Origin of the sequence: uncultured Parabacteroides sp. (assembly GCF_902493135.1) — a bacterium.
Taxonomy (GTDB): Bacteria; Bacteroidota; Bacteroidia; order Bacteroidales; family Tannerellaceae; genus Parabacteroides.
In genome coordinates this window covers 38,162-56,945 of sequence record NZ_CABUOD010000020.1, presented here as the reverse complement: position 1 = coordinate 56,945, position 18,784 = coordinate 38,162, and the positions used below count along the sequence as shown (strand labels likewise).

The window sequence follows — 18,784 nt, the reverse complement described above, 5'->3', positions numbered from 1 at the left end:
CTTGGTCTTTAACTCTCTTTAGAAAATCTTTCTACCTTTGTCTACTTAAAACTAAAAAACACAAACTTAATTCTTGCGCTATGTTAACTCAGATTATAAATGGCAAGATCCTTACCCCACAGGGCTGGTTGAAAGACGGTTCTGTTCTGATAAGTGATAACAAGATTCTGGAAGTGACTAACTGCGATCTGGCAGTGGTAGGAGCCACTTTGATAGACGCTAAAGGCATGTATATCGTGCCGGGCGGAGTAGAAATCCATGTTCACGGCGGTGGAGGCCGTGACTTTATGGAAGGTACCGAAGATGCATTCCGGGCAGCAGTAGCCGCTCATATGCAACATGGTACGACCAGTATTTTTCCTACATTGTCTTCTTCGACCATCCCGATGATCCGTGAGGCGGCCGCAACGACTGAAAAGTTGATGGCGGAAAAAGACAGTCCTGTCCTGGGGCTTCATCTGGAAGGACATTACTTCAACATGAAGATGGCCGGCGGCCAGTTGCCGGAAAATATCAAGAATCCGGATCCGGAAGAATACATTCCCCTGTTGGAAGAGACACATTGCATCAAACGTTGGGATGCCGCTCCCGAATTGCCGGGAGCCATGCAGTTCGGCAAATACATCACGTCGAAAGGCGTACTGGCTTCTGTCGGCCATACGCAAGCCGAGTACGAGGATATTCAGACTGCCTACGAAGCCGGATATACTCATGCCACGCATTTCTACAACGCAATGCCCGGTTTCCACAAACGCCGTGAATATAAATATGAAGGTACGGTCGAGAGTATTTATCTGATCGACGACATGACGGTCGAAGTGGTTGCCGATGGTATCCATGTGCCTCCGACAATCCTCCGCTTGGTTTATAAGATCAAAGGCGTGGAACGCACTTGCCTGATTACCGATGCGCTGGCTTGTGCCGCAAGTGACAGCCAGACGGCTTTCGATCCGCGTGTGATCATCGAAGACGGCGTTTGCAAGTTGGCGGACCGCTCTGCGCTTGCCGGTAGTGTTGCGACTATGGACCGTCTGATCCGTACGGTCGTCCAGAAAGCCGAGATTCCGTTGGAAGATGCCGTTCGCATGGCTTCCGAAACTCCGGCACGCATCATGGGCGTTTACGACCGTAAAGGTTCTTTGCAACGAGGTAAGGATGCGGATATCCAGATTCTGGATAAGGACTTGAACGTCCGTGCTGTTTGGGCGATGGGTAAATTAGTGGAAGGAACGAATAAACTGTTTTGATTTATGCTGACACAAATAATAAATGGCCAGATCCTCACCCCGCAGGGATGGTTGAAGGATGGCTCCGTATTGATTAGCGACGGGAAGATTTTGGAGGTGACAAACAGTGACCTGGCTGTTATCGGCGCCAAAGTGGTAGATGCCAAGGGTATGTATATCATTCCCGGTTTCGTAGCCATGAACGTGCATGGCGGTGGCGGCCACGACTTTAAGGAATGTACGGAAGAAGCCTTTCATAGCGCGATTGCCGCGCATATGAAACATGGTGCGACGACTCTTTTCCCCACGTTGTCGTCTTCTTCGAAAGAATCGATATGCAAAGCTGTCTCTGTCTGTGAGAAGCTTATGGCGGAAAAAGACGGGCCTGTGTTGGGACTTCATGTGGAGGGGCCTTACCTGAATGCCAAGATGGCCGGTAGCTTATACGATGTGAAAGATCCGGATAAGGAAGAATATAGGTCTATCCTGGAAAGCACGAACTGTATTAAGCGTTGGGATGCCAGTCCTGAATTGCCGGGTGCGCATGATTTCGCCCGTTATCTCAGATCGAAAGGTATCTTGGCTGCCATTACGCATACGGAAGCCGAATTCGGGGATATCAAAGGGGCCTATGCAGCGGGTTTTACCCATGCGGCCCAGTTCTACAATGCAATGCCCGGTTTCCACAAGCGTCGTGAATATAAATACGAAGGAACGGTGGAAAGCGTTTTCCTGATGGACGATATGACGGTGGAAGTGATTGCCGACGGTAAACATTTGCCTTCTACGATCCTTCGTCTGGTGTATAAGCTGAAAGGGGTGGAACGAACGTGCCTTGTAACCGATGCGTTGTCTTATGCCGCGAGCGATGTGAAACCGGCCGAAGGTTCACGTATTATCATTGAAGACGGTGTTTGCAAGTTGGCCGACCATTCTTCGCTTGCCGGAAGTATCGCTACGATGGACGTGCTGGTCCGTACGATGGTCCAGAAAGCCAATATCCCGTTGGCCGATGCCGTTCGCATGGCTTCCGAAACTCCGGCACGCCTGATGGGGGTATCCGACCGTACGGGCACGTTGCAGCGCGGAAAAGATGCCGATATCATCATCATGGACCGTAATCTGGCTGTCCGTGCCGTTTGGTCGATGGGGAACCTGGTTCCGGCCGCCAATACGTTGTTTTAAGAAGATTAGAACTGATAAAGAATGAAGAACCAGGCTCGCAGATGATCCGTCCGATCCGTGTCGTCCGCGAACCTGGTTCTTAAATGATACATTTGATTCATCTCTGCCAAAATCCGTAATATCTATATTTCCTATAATCGTATTGATTTTTTAAATGGTCTGTAAAGCTATAATCATTTATTAATTGTTATATTTGTGATTCAAGTTACGATAATATACTAAATCAAGAATTAAACATGAAAACAGACCTTAGTTCGCAGATTACCCTGACGCGAATACCGCAGCGGTATTATCGCCCGGAGAATGCTTTCGAGCATTCAGTTTTAACCCGTCTGGAAAAGATTCCGACAAACATCTATAAATCGGCCGATGAAGGTTCGTTTGCTATCGCTAAGGAGATAGCGGATCAGATTCGCAAGAAACAGGAAATCGGTGAAAACTTTGTGATGGCTGTTCCCGGAGGCCGTTCTCCGCTGAGCGTATATAAAGAATTGATCCGTATGCATAAGGAAGAACGACTGAGCTTCCGCAACGTGGTTGTCTTTGTCGAATATGAATTCTTTCCGCTTGTCTCTCCTTCCGCCGGCAATGTGGCGCAGTTGAAAGAGGCTTTGCTGGACCATATCGATATCGCTCCTGAAAATATTTATGCGCCTGACGGATGTATGCCGAAGGATGCCATCATCGACTTTTGCCGGATGTACGAAGAAAACATCCAGAAGGCAGGCGGTTTGGATTATATCCTGTTGGGCGTGGGACATGCGAGCAACATTATGTTCAACGGCGTAGGTGCGACTTTGAGTTCGCGTACCCGTCTGGTTCTGCTGGAAGGGGCTGCCCGTAAAGAAGCATCCCGTACGTTCCCGTCACTGGACAATGTGCCTGCGGGAGTCATCACGATGGGGATCGCTACCATGATGAAAGCCCGTAATGTGATCCTGATGGCATGGGGTGAAGACAAGGCGAAGATCATCGCAAAAACGGTGGAAGGCAAAGTGAGTGACGCTGTTCCCTCTTCTTACCTGCAGAACCATACGAATGCGAAAGTCGTAGTCGATTTGTCGGCTGCTTATGATCTGACACGTATCAGTCATCCCTGGCTGGTTACCAATTGCGAGTGGGACAACAAACTGATCCGTCGCGCAATCGTTTGGTTGTGCCAGTTGACGGGCAAACCGATCTTGAAACTGACAAACAAGGATTATAGCGAAAACGGCCTGGGTGAACTGCTTGCCCTGTACGGTTCGGCCTATAATGTGAATATCAAGGTATTCAACGATATCCAGCACACGATTACCGGATGGCCGGGCGGCAAGCCGAATGCCGACGATTCAAACCGTCCCGAACGTGCGACTCCGTATCCGAAGAAGGTGATTATCTTCAGTCCGCATCCGGATGATGATGTGATTTCGATGGGTGGTACATTCCATCGTTTGTGTGAACAGCATCACGATGTGCATGTCGCTTACGAAACTTCCGGCAATATTGCCGTAGGGGATGAAGAGGTAATCCGTTACTGTGAATATCTGCGTGACGTTTGCGATAAGTACACAAAAGACGAAACGGTTAAGAAGAAAGCCGAAGAAATCATTCATTTCCTCCGTTATGAAAAGGTGGAAGGTGAAGCTGAAAGACGCGATGTCCTCTTTATGAAAGGCACGATCCGCCGGGAAGAAGCCCGTGCAGGTGCCCGTTACAGCGGAATCAAGAATGACGATCATATCCATTTTCTCGACTTGCCTTTCTACGAAACGGGTTTGGTGAAGAAGAATGACCTGAGTGAAGCGGATATTGCCATCGTGAAGAAGTTGCTGACGGATGTGAAACCCGATGAGATGTTCGTTGCCGGCGACCTTGCCGACCCGCATGGAACTCATCGTGTATGCCTGAATGCCGTTCTGGCGGCTATCGATGAACTGAAGGATGAAGAATGGTTGAAGAACTGCCGCATCTGGATGTATCGCGGGGCTTGGGCCGAATGGGAAATGGACCATGTGGAAATGGCCGTTCCTATCTCTCCCGAAGAGTTGCGTCACAAGAGAAATGCAATCCTGAAGCACCAGTCGCAGGCTGAAAGCGCACCGTTCCTTGGTGACGACGAACGCTTGTTCTGGCAACGTGCCGAAGACCGCAATCGGGCTACTGCCGAACTCTATCATCAGTTGGGCCTTGCCTCTTATGAAGCGATGGAAGCATTCGTACAATATGTTCCGGGTCGATAAGTAAACCGGACTGTCATAAAAAAAATGAGGGCGGCTCGATTATCGGGCCGCCCTCTCATTGTTGTTTAATATATATATATGAATTAGTAAGTAGTTCCTTGGAAAACGTTAGAGTCTGAATAAGGAAGCAATGTTCCGTTCATTGTCAGGTCGTTTCCTGAGAAGTTCGGGTCTACAGTAACCATCGCATTGTTGGTTCCGCTGTATAATACCAAGTTGACGGTTGCAGAGATAAAGATACCCTGTACGCTCATGGTCAGATATACGTTTCCGTTGTTTTCCTGTTTGACCTGTACGTTGGATGCTGAGCCTTGTACGGTGATACCGCCTAAACCGTTAGGACCGGGGTAAGGAGAGTTGGATGCAATCTGAACCATAGCCTGTCCGTCGTTCAACGAAACGAAGTTTGTGTTTGAGTTGACATAGTAAACACGTCCGTTCAACGGTTGTACGGAGTTGGCTTCGAGTACGAACGACTGGTTTGTGATAGCCTGCATGGCATTGTTGAATGCTTCTTCGCCCATGACGGCGTCCTTAGCTAACCTTTCTTCTTTTTTCTCTTTTCTTTCCTGCTTTTTTTCAGCTTTTTCTGCGGCTTTACTTGTCTGAGCCTGCACATGTGTCATACCACCCAACATTAGGGTGAAGATCACCATCATAGATACAATTCTTTTCATACGACTTAGTTTAAAACGTTTATTCAAAAATGTACTAAAAGAACAAGCGGATGTGGGAAATGTTTAAAATCTCCCGTATTTTTGTAGGGATAATAATCGTTTGATATGAAAATAGATGTTTGTTTTTCACCGGCATTATATCCGGTCTATCATAATCCCGAAGCTATCGTGGTGGTCGTGGATGTGTTCCGTGCAACGACGACGATGGCCGCTGCTTTTAGTAATGGTGTTCGTAGCATCCGTCCGGTCGCTACTGTCGAAGAGGCCGAGGCATATAAGGCAAAAGGCTGGCTGGTCGGAGCGGAGCGGAATGTGAAGCGTTGTGGGTTTGCCGATTTCGGGAATTCCCCGTTCGACTATACGCCGGAAAAGGTTTCCGGAAAAGATATTGTGTTCACCACAACTAACGGTACGCGTGCGATCACGATCGCCCAATCTGCTTTCCGGGTGATAACGGGAGCTTTCATCAATCTGCAGGCTGTGGCCGATTACTGTGCCCGCCATAAGCGGGATGTAGTCGTGCTCTGTTCCGGATGGCAGGATAAGGTGAATATAGAAGATACGCTTTTTGGCGGAGCTTTGACAGATACGTTGCTGAATACCGGCCTGTATGAAGCGGGCAGCGATGCAGCCGTGATTGCCCGTGATATGTGGACGAGCAACAAGGAGGACCTGCTTGCTTATTTGGACACGACGGACCATATGGGACGTCTGAAAGCGAACCGTCTCGAAGATGCTGTTCCCTATTGCCTGACATTGAGTAGTACGGACAAGGTTCCCGAACTTTCGATAGAGGAAAATACATTAATATTACGCTGACAAGAAATGGAATATATGGAAAAACATACCGGAAAAGTACGTTTTGGAGTAGTAGGGACTAATTTTATAACCGACTGGGTGATTGCCGGGGCACGGCAGGACGACCGTTTTGAATTGGTTGCCGTTTATTCCCGCAAACAGGAGACGGCGGATGCCTTTGCCGCCAAACATCAGATACCTTATACTTTTACTTCTCTGGAAGAGATGGCGAAAAGTCCGTTGATCGATGCAGTGTATATCGCATCGCCTAATTTCCTTCATGCGGAACAGAGTATCTTGTGCATGAAGTATGGAAAGCACGTGCTCTGTGAGAAACCTTTCGCTTCGAATGCACGGGAGGTGAGGGAGATGATCGCTGCCTCAGCGGAGTATGACGTTACGCTGATGGAGGCAATGAAGCCGACTCTTACCCCGAATTTCCGGTCGGTACGGGAAAACTTGGGACGCTTGGGAACGATACGACGCTATTTTTCCTGCTATTGCCAGTATTCTTCCCGATATGATAAATTCAAGGAAGGAGTCGTGCTGAATGCATTCAGGCCCGAACTGTCGAATGGGGCGATGATGGATATCGGGATTTATACCGTTTATCCGATGGTCGTTTTGTTCGGACGCCCGAAAAAGATGGATGCTTCCGGGATTGTCCTTTCGTCTGGAGCGGATGGACAGGGAGCCGTCAATTTCGAATACGAAGGAATGAGTGCGACCGTTCTCTATTCCAAAATAGCCAATTCTTCCCTGCCTACAGAGATACAGGGGGAAGATGGCAACATAACGCTCGACCGGATCAATATAATCGGTGAGGTGAAATATACGCCTCGCCTGGCGGCCGCTTCCGGTAAAGGTCTCTCTGCCCAACCTCAAGATATAAGTGCGGTGACGGATAAGGATGAATATTATTATGAGGTGGCGGAGTTTATCGATCTGGTTTTGTCGGGTAAACGACAATCCGTGATCAACAGCCACGAACATTCCCTGATCACGTTGGAAATCATCGATGAAGTGCGCAGGCAATTGGGAATTCGGTATCCGGCGGATAAAAACTGATTTATCCGTTACTTTTGGATCAAGCCCAAAGTAACAGATAAATCAATATTCCCGAAGGAAATATCTCATCAGGAACTCCCAGTTCTCGTGAACGATTGCCTTGCTGCGTTCCTCACCGATCAGGCTCTTTGCCTGCGCATCTGACAACATGTCTTTTTCTTCCAATATTCTCAGCAGATACGGGCTGCATTTCCGGATCATGAAGAAGGACAGACCTTGCTCTTCCGCTTTCTTCTGATCGTAGAAGGGATTGTTTTCGTCTTTGATATACTCAACGCCGTCAGTCAGGATTTGCAGACCTTCTGAAGGGGTGGCATAAACGGCAAATTTCCGGGGGATTGTATCGCCTATCGCTCCTTCCGTTTTGATACCGATCTTCGTCAGGAAATCGAGGAATTCCTGTTTGTTTTGGAAATAAAGAAGTGCTTTACCTTCTGCCGCTGCCGTGAATTTCTCGAAGTGCTCGGCCAGCTCTTTCTCACTCTCTTCGGACTCCGGTTCTTTGAATGTCTGTGCTTTTTCACCTTCTTCAACGAACAGGCTGTGATCCGGATGGTCTGCCGGAAGAATCAACGAAAGCCATTTTGGGGAGGTGTAAGCCAAGAACATTCTTTTGGAAATATGTGCCAATGTATTGTGGGCAACTATGATGAACTGCTCGTCTTTATCTTTCACCTGTTTCCAATATTCCTTGACTGTATCCGTCAGTTCCTGTAATGAATCGGTAAACAGGTAACATCGGTAGTGGAACCAGTGGAGCAATTCATTGTATTTGTCGACATCCTCATAGCGGGTTTCCGGAGCAAAGAGCTGTTGCAGCCGTTCGTTCTCCGGTGCTGTCGTCCATTCGTCGCAAAACATCTGGTAGATCAGGCTGGCAGTATCACCATTTGCCGCATTGTCGGGACTGACGAATGTGCCATTGCGATGCCCGTGATACTGCTGTGTGTAATGCCAGAGCAAGAACCGGATGTCTTCATAGTTGACCTCGTCATCATAATAATGATCGTCAGGTGTATAAAACGGGAGGAATTTACCGTATAAGGCTTTGTGCTCCGTGATGAACGAGCGCCAGATATTCAGACCGGAAATGACGTCCTCAAAATAGGCAGCCATGCGTATACAGATCTGTTTCACCTCGTCCTTCTCAAAAGAATAGGCGAGGTGTGTTTCTTCCAGCATGCCGTAAATGCGGTTTGCGATATTAGTATAATAGAGATCTGTCGGATCTGACTGCTTATAAGGGTGCAACTGCAACCAATCTTTCGGATAGATTTTAATGTCCTTCATATATTAAAATAATTCGTGTCTATATTAATGATTCGTGGGTACAAATGTAGTGAAATATTTGGTTGATCCTTTTACTTCTACCGACGGATAAATATAACAAACACTTCCCATCTTGCATGTTTACCTGTTTCCTAAATCGTCATAAAGAGTTTGCAGCAATGCCTTTCCTTTGCGAAGTCGCAGGTCGCTGCCTTCGCGGGGAGTTTCGATCAGAGGCTTGTTTCCTTCGTTGTCATAGACGGAGATACCGGTACTGTCGATAAACCCGAACCCGTTGGAATAAGTGTAGAAAGCATATTCCGGGTAATCGGGGCTTAGGATGTTCCGGCTGAAAGTGAAAGCGTCGTGATCGATCCCTAATTGGTTCAACAAGGTGGCGGCAAGATCCGTCTGGTTGGCATATTTGTCGATCACGACAGGTTCTTTCACCGCACCGCCGATCCAGAGCATCGGGATATGGTAGCGGCGGGGTTCATAGCCCGTTACCTCTTTCGGATAAGGATATCCGTGGTCGGAAACGAAAATAACCAGCGTGTTCTTCCATGCCGGCAGCTCTTTCAGCTTATCGATGAAGTCGCCGATGCAACTGTCCGTGAAAGCAACCGAGTTCGGATACAGTCCCATTTCGTCCAATCGGTGATAGGGTACTTCAAAAGGCTCATGGCTGCTTAACGTCAGGAACGTGCTGAGCCAGGGTGCCTGGCTGTCCCTGCTTTTGATGTCTTCGTACAGGTGTCGGAACGTCACATCGTCGTTCGCTCCCCATTTGCTCAGGCGGCTGGTGAGCGGAAAATCACGGTCTGCCGTGATCCGGCCATAACCGGAACTGAAGAAATAACTCTGCATATTGGTGAAGTTGATGTCTCCGCCATACAGCATGTCGGCGACATATCCTTCGTTAGTCAGTCTTTTGGCAATGGAGGGGAGCGTTTGGCTTTTTGCCGGATACTTCATGATGGAAGTGGTCGGCTGCGCCAGATACCCGTTCAGCACCGAAACGATACCTCTGTCTGTCCGGAACGAATTGGCATACATGTTGGTGAAAAGCACACCTTCCTTACTCAACCGGTTTAGGTTGGGCGTAATGACCGAATCTCCGCCGACCGCCCCGATCGCGTTCGCCGAGAAACTTTCCATCAGGATAATCAATATATTCGGCCGAGAGGTATTGAGAAGGGCTTGCGGCATCGTGGCGTCTTCCTCGTTCCCGCACTTGATGCGGGAGCGCTGGGACAAGGTACTCATTATCTCCTTCCTTTCCTCTTCCGGAAAGAAATTGAACTGTGCCGCAAAATCCTGCTGCTTGCTGAGCGAGGCGACCAGGCTGAAACAAGGATTGATTGCCGAATGGTTAAGGAACTGGTTTTGGCTGAAATATACCATCCCCACGTTCGCCGTCGAAGTCGTTACTCCTCCCCGTATCGGAATGAAGAGTATTCCTCCCGACAGGATAATGATAAGGCTTCCGCTCAACCGTTTCCGTACCTGTGTTGCAGGGAAGAGCGGAACGATAAACCTTTTCAATACCCAATATATCCCGAAAGCATATACGGCGAACATCAGCAACTGGGCAACGAATTGTCCCGGCGGTACGCTTGCCATCGCATCACCGGGTGATTGGAGATAGAAGAAAAGCGTTGCATCCAACCTGAATCCCCAATAGCTGTATAAAGCCACATCTATGGAGAAGATCGCTGCGATCAATACCGCCATGATCCCGAAATATCCTTTCAGCAGTCTCCTGTAAAAAGTCCCCGGCAACCATACCGAAACTAATGTCATCAGTAAAGGTAACGCCGTCAGATAGCCGGCTATCGTACAGTCCAACAGCAACCCGTGTGTAATTACCTTAAGGTAATCGATTAGCAGGCATCCGCTCGCTAAGGCATGGTGGTACAGCATGAACACCGGCTTTTGGACTGCCAAGAGTGGTAACCAGATCAAAAATAGGGCGAGGAGGAAGAGGATTCTTTTCTTCATATACAGGGAAGGTATCGGAGAAAGAACCAGGTACGCGTACCTGGTTCTTCTTCTGGAAAGTTATCAATGCTTGTTTATTTATAAAGCTTTTCTCTCAGCTCGGCGACCATCGGATCGGTAATATAGTCGTCGTATTCCATCATACGGTCGATAATGCCGTTCGGAGTCAGCTCGATGATGCGGTTGGCAACCGTCTGGATGAACTCGTGGTCATGGCTGGAGAACAGGATGTTTCCTTTGAATGACTGCAAGGTGTTGTTGAAAGCCTGGATGGATTCCAGGTCCAGATGGTTGGTCGGCGTGTCGAGGATGATGCAGTTGGCATCCGTCAACATCATGCGGGAGATCATACAACGCATCTTTTCACCTCCGGAAAGTACGCTCACTTTCTTCAACAGCTCTTCGCCGGAAAACAGCATACGACCGAGGAAGCCTTTCAGGAAGACTTCGTTCGTGTCGGGCGAGAACTGGCTCAACCAGTCGATCAGGTTGTAATCCGAGTTGAAATAGTTGGAGTTGTCGAGCGGCAGATAGGTCGTCGTGATGGTTTGTCCCCACTGATAGGTTCCGGCATCTGCCTTTTCTTCTCCGTTGATGATCTGGAAAAGGGCGGTCATCGCACGCGGGTCGTGACTGATGAATACAATCTTGTCGTCTTTCTCTACATTGAAGTTCAGATCCCGGAACAGGACTTTTCCGTCGATGGACTTTGTCAGCCCCTTTACTTCCAATATCTGGTTGCCGGGTTCGCGGTTCGGTGTGAACAGAATACCCGGATAACGTCGTGAAGACGGCTTGATCTCTTCGATGTTCAGTTTCTCCAACATCTTCTTTCGGCTGGTCGTCTGTTTGGACTTCGCCACGTTGGCGCTGAAGCGGCGGATGAACTCTTCCAATTCTTTCTTCTTTTCTTCCGCTTTCTTATTCTGGTTCTGCTGCTGGCGGAGTGCTAACTGGCTGGATTCGTACCAGAAACTGTAGTTTCCGGCGAACATCTGCAGCTTGCCGAAGTCGATATCTACCGTATGCGTGCAAACGGAGTCGAGGAAGTGACGGTCGTGGCTGACAACCAACACGGTGTGTTCGAAGTTTGCCAGGTAGTTTTCAAGCCACATGACAGTTTCGAGGTCGAGGTCGTTGGTCGGCTCGTCCAGCAACAGGTTATCGGGTTGTCCGAAAAGGGCGCGTGCCAGCAGGACACGTACTTTCTGCTTACCGCTCATGTCCTTCATCAGTGTGTAATGGAATTCTTCCGAGATACCCAGGCCGCTCAGCAGGGCGGCGGCATCGCTTTCGGCATTCCAGCCTTCCATTTCGGCGAACTTCTCTTCCAGTTCCGATACGCGGATACCGTCGGCATCGCTGAAATCGGGTTTTGCATACAGGGCGTTTTTCTCGCTCATCACCTCCCAAAGGGTGGTGTGGCCCATCAACACCGTGTCTATTACGGTATATTCGTCGAATGCGAAGTGATCCTGGCTCAATACGGAAAGGCGTTCGCCCGGTCCTAAAGACACGGTTCCGCGTGTCGGGTCCAGCTGCTTGCTGATAACACGGAGGAATGTTGATTTACCGGCGCCGTTAGCCCCGATGATACCGTAGCAGTTGCCCGGTGTAAACTTCATATTGACATCCTGGAACAGGATACGTTTTCCGAACTGTACGTCCAGATTGTTAACCGTTATCATATCTTATATACCTATTAATTTGCTATTGAGTGTGCAAAGGTAGTAAAAATATCGGTTACTTTCGGGCCAAGCCGAAAGTAACTATTTATACAAGCCTTCCCTCGACAGCAAATGATCCAGGTTCGCCACTCCTAACGTCACGATCGCCATCACCGTAGCGGCATGTTCCTGGTATTCCGGGATGCTTTTGCTGTAAGTATCGCGTTCGGTGTGCCAGATTTCGCCGTAGCTGAAGTTATAGCCTTTGATGTCCTTTTCGTTGAAGTCGATAGCCGGGACAGCTTCGACGGCAAAGACCGAAGCGTCTGTGCCGCCCGGTTGCGACGGCTTGGTGAACGGGCCGGCTTCTTTCACTTCGAACGGGTAGTCGGGCCGGATTTTCTTGATCGGTTCGCATATCTTCACGAAATCCCGGTACATCGCTTTCGGTACGTCGAGTCCGACGGGAGGTGTCGGGCCGCCGTCGCGGTTGAACAGGTTGGAGATCTTATCCAATTTGTTCTTGTTGGCCTTGACCCAGGCTGTTGAACCTAACAATCCGAATTCTTCGCCGGCGAAAGCACAGAACAACATCGTCCGTTTGGGCTTTGCGCCGGATTTCATGATCATGCGGGCCGCTTCCATCACCGGAGTAACGCCGGAACCGCAGTCCACGCCGCCCGTCGCCACGTCGAACGCATCCAGATGACCGCTCGCCATCACATATTCGTCCGGGTATTTGGAGCCTTTGATCTTGCCGATCACATTATAGTATTTCACCGGCCCCATCCGGAAATGGTTGCGGATATCGAATTCCAGGAAGAAGGTGCGGCGTTCCTTTACCATCTGCTTGATGGTCGCATACTGGTGTTCGTCCAACTTGATGTCGCAAACGTCCGGCAGGTTGTCGAACGTGAAAGTCGGATCGTGCATGACCGCCTTGTCATAGAGAGCCCGCAAAGGGACGCTGGCCGACTGGATAAAGCCCAATACGCCGGCTTCGCACATCTGTTTGTAAAACAAGGCCGGGACATCCTCTTTCAACGGCAACAGCGGGTTGTCGGTATTGTTGCGCCAGTTATCCTCCATGATCTGGTAATTCTTCTTGGCCGTTTCATTGTTTTCGGCAATGATGGCGGCACGGATGGAGTCGCCTTTGGCGGAACGGTCGACCGGCCAGCCGACATTCTTTCCGTTAATCAGCACCCAAGCTCCTTTCAGTTGTCCTTTTATACGGTCGAATTCGCTTTGGGTAAGCGGTTCCTGCAAGACATGTCCACGTTGTACTCCTTTTGTTCCGGCGGTGTAGGAGGGAGTGACGAAGTGCAGTTCCATCCCGTTCTCGCCTAACAGCTTGCCGAACCACGGTCCGCGGTTGAAGCCGACCGGTAACGTACCGGCTTCCTGCAATTCGACTTCCAGCCCCCATTCCTTGAACTTGGAGGACACCCAGTCGACCGCATTGTCATAGGCATTCGAACCGATCACGCGGCCGCCGATGCGGTTGGTGAGCACATCTAAATGATCCATCACCTGGTTGTCCGTTTGACCGATTTCGATAATTTTGTTTACGGCAGCATCCTGTGCCGGGACCGATTGAGCAGCCATGCAAGCCATCGCCGCCCAGATAAGTATAGCTCTTTTCATATTGTGTGTGTTTTATGGTGATGCAAATTAAGATATAAAAAGTTCGTGTTCCAAATGAATTTCAGGTAAATGTCTGATAAACGTGACAGATTCGTATCCAGATAACGGAAGAAATAAATATCTTTGCAGGCAAAAACCTGGGCAAGTGGGCGTGTTTCGCAATTCCATATTGAAGTTTCTGTTGGTAGTGCTCTTTATCAGCTACTACGCGGGAGGTGTTGCCTTTACCCATGTCCACCATTTTCCGACCTACACGATTATCCACTCGCATCCCTATCTGCCCGGACAGGACGGGCAACCCCAGCACAGCCATACTACCGAGGCTTTCGAGACCATCCATCTGCTGAACGATCTGGTCTTGGAAGAGACTCCGGGTTTTGTCGTGGGGATCGCTTGGGTGCTGCTTGCTACTTTCCTGTTGCAACTTGAGTCTGTATCTGTCCTTCGGGTCATCCGCAGCAGGAGTCAACGTGCCCCTCCCGTATTCATTGGATAAAAATATACGGACGTGTTTCTTGACGTCCCTCCTCGTCTCTGAATGTTCTACCGGTAGAACTCGATGTTTCATGGTAGTGGAACTTTTGTTTCATAGTATTGGAACTCTTGTTTCATAGTAGTGAAACTTTTGTTCCATGCCGATGAAACTTTTGTTTCATACTTATGAAACTATTTAGGAGAGACGGGGAATATAACAATCGCTCCCTGTCCCTTTCCCGAAAGTGGCAGGGAGAAATTTCCAAACGCAATAATTTCTTATTATTATGAAACGAATATTGTTACTGTTGCTTCCTGCAATAGTATTGAGCGCCTGCCATTCCGACAAGCAGGACGATGAGGCGTCTGTCGCTGTCACTTTAAAAGGAGATACCATACAGATCGGTGCTGGCTCGCCGATCCTGTCCCGTCTGAAAACGGAGAAAGTCGTGCGTGAACCCTATTGCATGGAGTTCAGCACATCCGGCGTCGTAAAGGCGATCCCGGCTAACTATGCGGAGATCGCTTCTCCGTTTGCCGGACGTATCAGCAAGTCGTTCGTCCGTCTCGGACAGAGAGTGGTGCCGGGCAGCCCGGTTTTCGAGATCAGTTCCCCTTCGTTCTTCGAGACGGGAAAGGCTTACTACCAAGCTAAACAGGAGATGGAGCTGGCCTTGAAGAGCCTGAAGCGCGAGAAAGACTTGATCCGCAACAAGGTCGGCGTTCAGAAGGAACTGGAAGAGGCCGAGGTGAATTATGAATTGAAGAAGAAAGACTATGAGAATGCCGAGGCTGCCTTGAAGGTGTTCCAGATCAACCCGGACGATCTGGTACTGGGACAGCCGCTTGTCGTCCGTTCCCCGATAGCGGGAGAGGTCGTAAAGGATCATATTGTGATCGGCCAGTATATGAAGGAAGATGCCGATCCGGTTGCGGTGATTGCCGACCTGAACAAAGTCTGGGTGGCGGCTCATGTGAAGGAGAAGGATATGGGTCTGGTGCAGGCGCTTGACGACGTGGAGATCCGTCTGGTCGCCTTGCCGGAACAGCCGTTTACGGGAAAGATTTACCATATCGGCGAAATGCTGGACGAAGATACGCGCTCGGTGGAGGTGCTGATCGAATGCGACAACCGTGACCGGCTGATGAAACCTGCCATGTACGGCACGGTAAAGTTGAGCGATAAGGCCGCCGAGGTGATCCGTATCCCGACATCCGCGATCTTGCAGGAAGAAGACGACAGCTATGTGCTCGTTGCTTTGGGCGATAATAATTACCGGAAACAGAAGGTCTCGACGGGTGTCAGCGATGGGAAGAAAACCGTTGTGCTGTCGGGCTTGGTCCCCGGAGAGGAGATCGTCGTCGCCGGAGCTTTTTACTTAATTGATGTACGGTAAACGCTATGAAAAGGATTATTTATCTGGCGATACATCGGCGAGGACTGATGTTCGTCCTGTTCCTGTTTTTAGCGGTTGTCGGCTATTATTCGTGGACAAAGCTGGCGATCGATGCTTATCCTGACATTGCCGATACGACCGTCCAGATCGTTACCCAGGTGCCGGGGCTGGCGGCCGAAGAGATAGAGCAGCAGATCAGTATCCCGATCGAAAGGGCGATGAACGGGATGCCGGGACTGAACGTGATGCGTAGTAAGAACACGTTCGGGCTTTCCACCGTCGTACTCGTTTTCGATGATGGCATAGAGGATTACTGGGCACGCCAGCGTGTACAGGAACGGCTTGTCGATGTGGAGCTGCCGTATGATGCGGTTCCGGGGCTGAACCCGTTGACTTCGCCGACCGGGGAAATCTTCCGCTATGTGCTGGAAAGCGACCGTCTGGACCGCCGCGAACTGACAGACCTGCATAAATGGGTGGTTATTCCGCGCCTGAAACAGGTGACCGGTGTTGCCGACGTCAGTAACTATGGCGGGATCACGACCCAGTACCAGATCGAGGTGGACCCGCATAAGCTGGATCAATATGACGTGACGCTGGGCGATATCACCGAGAAGATCGAAAAGAATAATGTGAACGCCGGAGGCAGCATGTTGAGCCGGGGCGACCTGAGCTATGTGATCCGCGGGATCGGGCTGGTGAAGGATCTGGAAGACCTGGGACGGATCGTGATCAAGACGGAGAATGGCGTTCCGATCTACTTGAACGACATCGGGCGTCTGAAATACGGAAATCTGGAGCGCAAAGGCGTGTTGGGCTTTACGGACGGTGTACGCGATATATCGGACGGTGTGGAAGGGATCGTGCAGATGTTGCGCGGAGAGAATCCTTCGCAGGTCCTGAAGGGGGTGCATGAAGCCGTTGAGGAACTGAACAACGAGACCTTGCCGGAAGGAACCCGCATCCATGTGTTTATGGACCGAACCGATCTGGTGAACACGACCTTGCATACGGTGTCGCACACGCTTTTCGAAGGGATGGTGCTGGTCGTGCTGGTGCTGATCCTGTTTCTGGGAAGTTGGCGGGGCGCGTTGCTGGTGGCTTTGACGATTCCGTTGTCCTTGTTGATCGCCTTTATCCTGATGCACATTACCGATATTCCGGCCAACCTGCTGTCGTTGGGGGCGATCGACTTCGGTATCTTGGTGGACGGGGCGATCGTGATGATGGAAACGGTGTTGAAGAAGCGCGAACGGCATTCGGACGAGATCTTGACGGAAGAGTCCATACTACGCCGTACGACCGAAGTGGCGCGGCCGATCTTCTTTTCCACCCTGATTATTATTACGGCTTATCTTCCGCTCTTCGCTTTCGAGCATATCGAGAAGAAACTGTTTACGCCGATGGCCTATACGGTGGGATATGCTTTGGCCGGGGCTTTGTGCGTGGCGTTGTTGCTGATTCCGGGACTGGCCTTCTTTGCTTACCGCAAGCCGCGTAAACTCTATCATAACCGTTGGCTCGAAAAACTTTCGGAAGGTTATAACAGGCAGATAACGAATCTGCTGGAAAAGCCGAAGCGGGTTCTCATGCCGTTGGCTTTTATCTTGGTCGGTGCGGGTGTGCTGAGTTATACCGTCGGCAAGGATTTCCTGCCGCCTTTGGATGAAGGGGCGATCTGGATACAGGTGCAGCTGCCTCCGGGGATTTCCATCGAGAAGTCGAAAGAAATGGGAGCCGAGTTGCGTAAGACGTTGAAGCAGTTCGATGAGGTGTCGTATGTCATGACGCAGGTAGGCCGTGACGACGAGGGGGCGGAGGCGTTTTCTCTGTCTCATATCGAATGCGGTGTCGGCCTTAAGCCCTACAGCACTTGGGAATATGGAAAGACGAAGGCCGATCTGATTGAGGAAATGTCTGAGAAGCTCTCTACCATGCCGGGCTACTCCGTCGGTTTCTCCCAGCCGATCATCGACATGGTGATGGACCAGATTGCCGGTGCTCATAGCGACTTGGCCTTGAAAATCTATGGAGACGATATTACCGAAACACGCCATATCGCCGAGAAGGTGGCCAATGTCTTGAAGACGATTTCGGGAGCGGCCGATGTCGCCGTTGACCAGGAGCCGCCTCTTCCCCAGCTTCAGATTATCGCCAACCGCGACCGTATTGCACAGTACGGTTTGAATGTATCGGATGTGGCGGACCTGATCGAGTTGGCAATCGGGGGAAAGGCTATCTCCCAGATCTTTGTCGGCAGCAAGAGCTATGATGTGATCTGCCGTTTCGACGATGCCAGCCGCAACTCGCCCGAACGGATCGGAAATCTGTTGCTGACGACGGATGCCGGTACGAAGATACCGCTTTCGCAGGTTGCCGATATCAGGATGACGACCGGCGCCAGCACGATTACCCGCGAGATGAACAAGCGTCATCTGACGGTTCGTGTGAACTTGCGTGGAGTCGACCTGACTGCCTTTCTGAATAAGGCGGATAAGATTATCGACCGGGAGGTGAAGTACGATCACGACCGGGTGCATCTTAAATGGGCCGGACAGTTCGAAAACCAGCATCGTGCCTACAGCCGTTTGGCGGCAGTCGTGCCGTTGGCATTGGGGATTATGCTGTTGCTTTTGTTCGCCGCTTGCGGTAAGTTCCGGCAGGCAGCCCTGATGATGTGTGTCGTTCCGTTGGCCCTGTTCGGTGGTATGTTGGCGTTGAATGTGCGGGGGATGACGTTGAACGTGTCGTCTGCGGTCGGTTTTATCGCCCTGATCGGTGTCGCCATCCAGAATGGTGTCATTATGATTTCGCATATCAACAACCTCCGTACGCGTGGACGCGATTTCAAGGAATCGGTTATTACCGGGACCAAGCACCGTTTCCGTCCGATCCTCATGACTGCCACGGTTGCGGTTCTCGGTTTGCTGCCGGCATCCCTTAGTACCGGCATCGGGTCGGATGTGCAGCGGCCGCTGGCAACCGTCATCGTATATGGCTTGCTGTTCGCAACCGTTATCACCTTGTATGTGCTTCCTGCCCTATATTATATGGTGGAGAAGCGTTACCTCGACAAAGAGCCGCTTCGGGAAGTGGATAAAAGTATCGGGAGCGGTGAGTCGTTGTTATAAATTGAATAATCAAATAAGATAG

13 protein-coding genes are annotated in these 18,784 nt (G+C 50.2%); 8 read left to right on the top strand and 5 right to left on the bottom strand.

What is annotated here, in order from left to right; all coding sequences use genetic code 11:
- The first annotated feature begins 80 nt into the window (after positions 1 to 80).
- The 3 genes from nagA (RDN79_RS10815) to RDN79_RS10805 all read left to right on the top strand — a co-directional run bounded on the left by nagA (RDN79_RS10815) (position 81) and on the right by RDN79_RS10805 (position 4,633).
- On the top strand, positions 81 to 1,247 hold the full coding sequence (gene nagA / locus RDN79_RS10815) for an N-acetylglucosamine-6-phosphate deacetylase (protein ID WP_186928131.1): 1,167 nt from the start codon (positions 81 to 83) through the stop codon (positions 1,245 to 1,247).
- A 3-nt stretch (positions 1,248 to 1,250) separates the two neighbouring features.
- Positions 1,251 to 2,411, top strand: a complete 1,161-nt coding sequence (gene nagA / locus RDN79_RS10810) for an N-acetylglucosamine-6-phosphate deacetylase (protein ID WP_298547026.1) — start codon at positions 1,251 to 1,253, stop codon at positions 2,409 to 2,411.
- A 236-nt stretch (positions 2,412 to 2,647) separates the two neighbouring features.
- Positions 2,648 to 4,633, top strand: coding sequence for a glucosamine-6-phosphate deaminase (locus RDN79_RS10805; RefSeq protein ID WP_298547024.1), 1,986 nt, complete (start codon positions 2,648 to 2,650; stop codon positions 4,631 to 4,633).
- Between the two features lie 83 nt (positions 4,634 to 4,716).
- Here the strand turns inward: RDN79_RS10805 and RDN79_RS10800 are convergent, their stop codons facing one another.
- A complete protein-coding gene (locus RDN79_RS10800) occupies positions 4,717 to 5,310 on the bottom strand; it encodes a DUF4251 domain-containing protein (protein WP_298547022.1) in 594 nt (197 codons plus the stop codon).
- Positions 5,311 to 5,415: 105 nt separating this feature from the next.
- Between RDN79_RS10800 and RDN79_RS10795 the strand changes: the two genes are divergently transcribed.
- Positions 5,416 to 6,129: a 2-phosphosulfolactate phosphatase gene (locus tag RDN79_RS10795; protein ID WP_298547020.1), complete on the top strand. Its 714-nt coding sequence runs from the start codon at positions 5,416 to 5,418 to the stop codon at positions 6,127 to 6,129.
- Positions 6,130 to 6,135: 6 nt separating this feature from the next.
- Positions 6,136 to 7,176: a Gfo/Idh/MocA family protein gene (locus tag RDN79_RS10790; RefSeq protein ID WP_298547018.1), complete on the top strand. Its 1,041-nt coding sequence runs from the start codon at positions 6,136 to 6,138 to the stop codon at positions 7,174 to 7,176.
- A 42-nt stretch (positions 7,177 to 7,218) separates the two neighbouring features.
- Here the strand turns inward: RDN79_RS10790 and RDN79_RS10785 are convergent, their stop codons facing one another.
- The 4 genes from RDN79_RS10785 to RDN79_RS10770 all read right to left on the bottom strand — a co-directional run bounded on the left by RDN79_RS10785 (position 7,219) and on the right by RDN79_RS10770 (position 13,760).
- Positions 7,219 to 8,466, bottom strand: coding sequence for a DUF3843 family protein (locus RDN79_RS10785; protein ID WP_298547017.1), 1,248 nt, complete (start codon positions 8,464 to 8,466; stop codon positions 7,219 to 7,221).
- Between the two features lie 120 nt (positions 8,467 to 8,586).
- Positions 8,587 to 10,446: an LTA synthase family protein gene (locus RDN79_RS10780; protein ID WP_298547015.1), complete on the bottom strand. Its 1,860-nt coding sequence runs from the start codon at positions 10,444 to 10,446 to the stop codon at positions 8,587 to 8,589.
- A 74-nt stretch (positions 10,447 to 10,520) separates the two neighbouring features.
- Positions 10,521 to 12,134, bottom strand: a complete 1,614-nt coding sequence (locus tag RDN79_RS10775) for an ABC-F family ATP-binding cassette domain-containing protein (RefSeq protein ID WP_298547013.1) — start codon at positions 12,132 to 12,134, stop codon at positions 10,521 to 10,523.
- 81 nt (positions 12,135 to 12,215) lie between these two features.
- The gene (locus tag RDN79_RS10770; RefSeq protein ID WP_298547011.1) at positions 12,216 to 13,760 is read right to left on the bottom strand and encodes a M28 family metallopeptidase; all 1,545 of its coding nucleotides are present in this window, start codon (positions 13,758 to 13,760) and stop codon (positions 12,216 to 12,218) included.
- A 145-nt stretch (positions 13,761 to 13,905) separates the two neighbouring features.
- Here RDN79_RS10770 and RDN79_RS10765 point away from each other — a divergent pair, with 145 nt between their 5' ends.
- The 3 genes from RDN79_RS10765 (at position 13,906) to RDN79_RS10755 (ending at position 18,762) form a co-directional block, all read left to right on the top strand.
- The gene (locus tag RDN79_RS10765; RefSeq protein ID WP_298547009.1) at positions 13,906 to 14,256 is read left to right on the top strand and encodes a hypothetical protein; all 351 of its coding nucleotides are present in this window, start codon (positions 13,906 to 13,908) and stop codon (positions 14,254 to 14,256) included.
- 265 nt (positions 14,257 to 14,521) lie between these two features.
- Entirely contained in the window at positions 14,522 to 15,631 is a 1,110-nt protein-coding gene (locus RDN79_RS10760; protein WP_298547007.1) for an efflux RND transporter periplasmic adaptor subunit, read from the top strand.
- Between the two features lie 5 nt (positions 15,632 to 15,636).
- Positions 15,637 to 18,762 carry an efflux RND transporter permease subunit gene (locus RDN79_RS10755; protein WP_298547006.1) on the top strand — a complete coding sequence of 1,042 codons (3,126 nt, stop codon included), beginning with the start codon at positions 15,637 to 15,639 and terminating at the stop codon, positions 18,760 to 18,762.
- The last annotated feature ends 22 nt before the right edge of the window (positions 18,763 to 18,784 follow it).

Excerpts from the sequence above, each read along its gene's own strand:
- nagA (WP_186928131.1), top strand. The coding sequence starts at position 81 with ATGTTAACTCAGATTATAAATGGCAAGATCCTTACCCCACAGGGCTGG.
- nagA (WP_298547026.1), top strand. The coding sequence starts at position 1,251 with ATGCTGACACAAATAATAAATGGCCAGATCCTCACCCCGCAGGGATGG.
- RDN79_RS10805 (WP_298547024.1), top strand. The coding sequence starts at position 2,648 with ATGAAAACAGACCTTAGTTCGCAGATTACCCTGACGCGAATACCGCAG.
- RDN79_RS10800 (WP_298547022.1), bottom strand. The coding sequence starts at position 5,310 with ATGAAAAGAATTGTATCTATGATGGTGATCTTCACCCTAATGTTGGGT.
- RDN79_RS10795 (WP_298547020.1), top strand. The coding sequence starts at position 5,416 with ATGAAAATAGATGTTTGTTTTTCACCGGCATTATATCCGGTCTATCAT.
- RDN79_RS10790 (WP_298547018.1), top strand. The coding sequence starts at position 6,136 with ATGGAATATATGGAAAAACATACCGGAAAAGTACGTTTTGGAGTAGTA.
- RDN79_RS10785 (WP_298547017.1), bottom strand. The coding sequence starts at position 8,466 with ATGAAGGACATTAAAATCTATCCGAAAGATTGGTTGCAGTTGCACCCT.
- RDN79_RS10780 (WP_298547015.1), bottom strand. The coding sequence starts at position 10,446 with ATGAAGAAAAGAATCCTCTTCCTCCTCGCCCTATTTTTGATCTGGTTA.
- RDN79_RS10775 (WP_298547013.1), bottom strand. The coding sequence starts at position 12,134 with ATGATAACGGTTAACAATCTGGACGTACAGTTCGGAAAACGTATCCTG.
- RDN79_RS10770 (WP_298547011.1), bottom strand. The coding sequence starts at position 13,760 with ATGAAAAGAGCTATACTTATCTGGGCGGCGATGGCTTGCATGGCTGCT.
- RDN79_RS10760 (WP_298547007.1), top strand. The coding sequence starts at position 14,522 with ATGAAACGAATATTGTTACTGTTGCTTCCTGCAATAGTATTGAGCGCC.
- RDN79_RS10755 (WP_298547006.1), top strand. The coding sequence starts at position 15,637 with ATGAAAAGGATTATTTATCTGGCGATACATCGGCGAGGACTGATGTTC.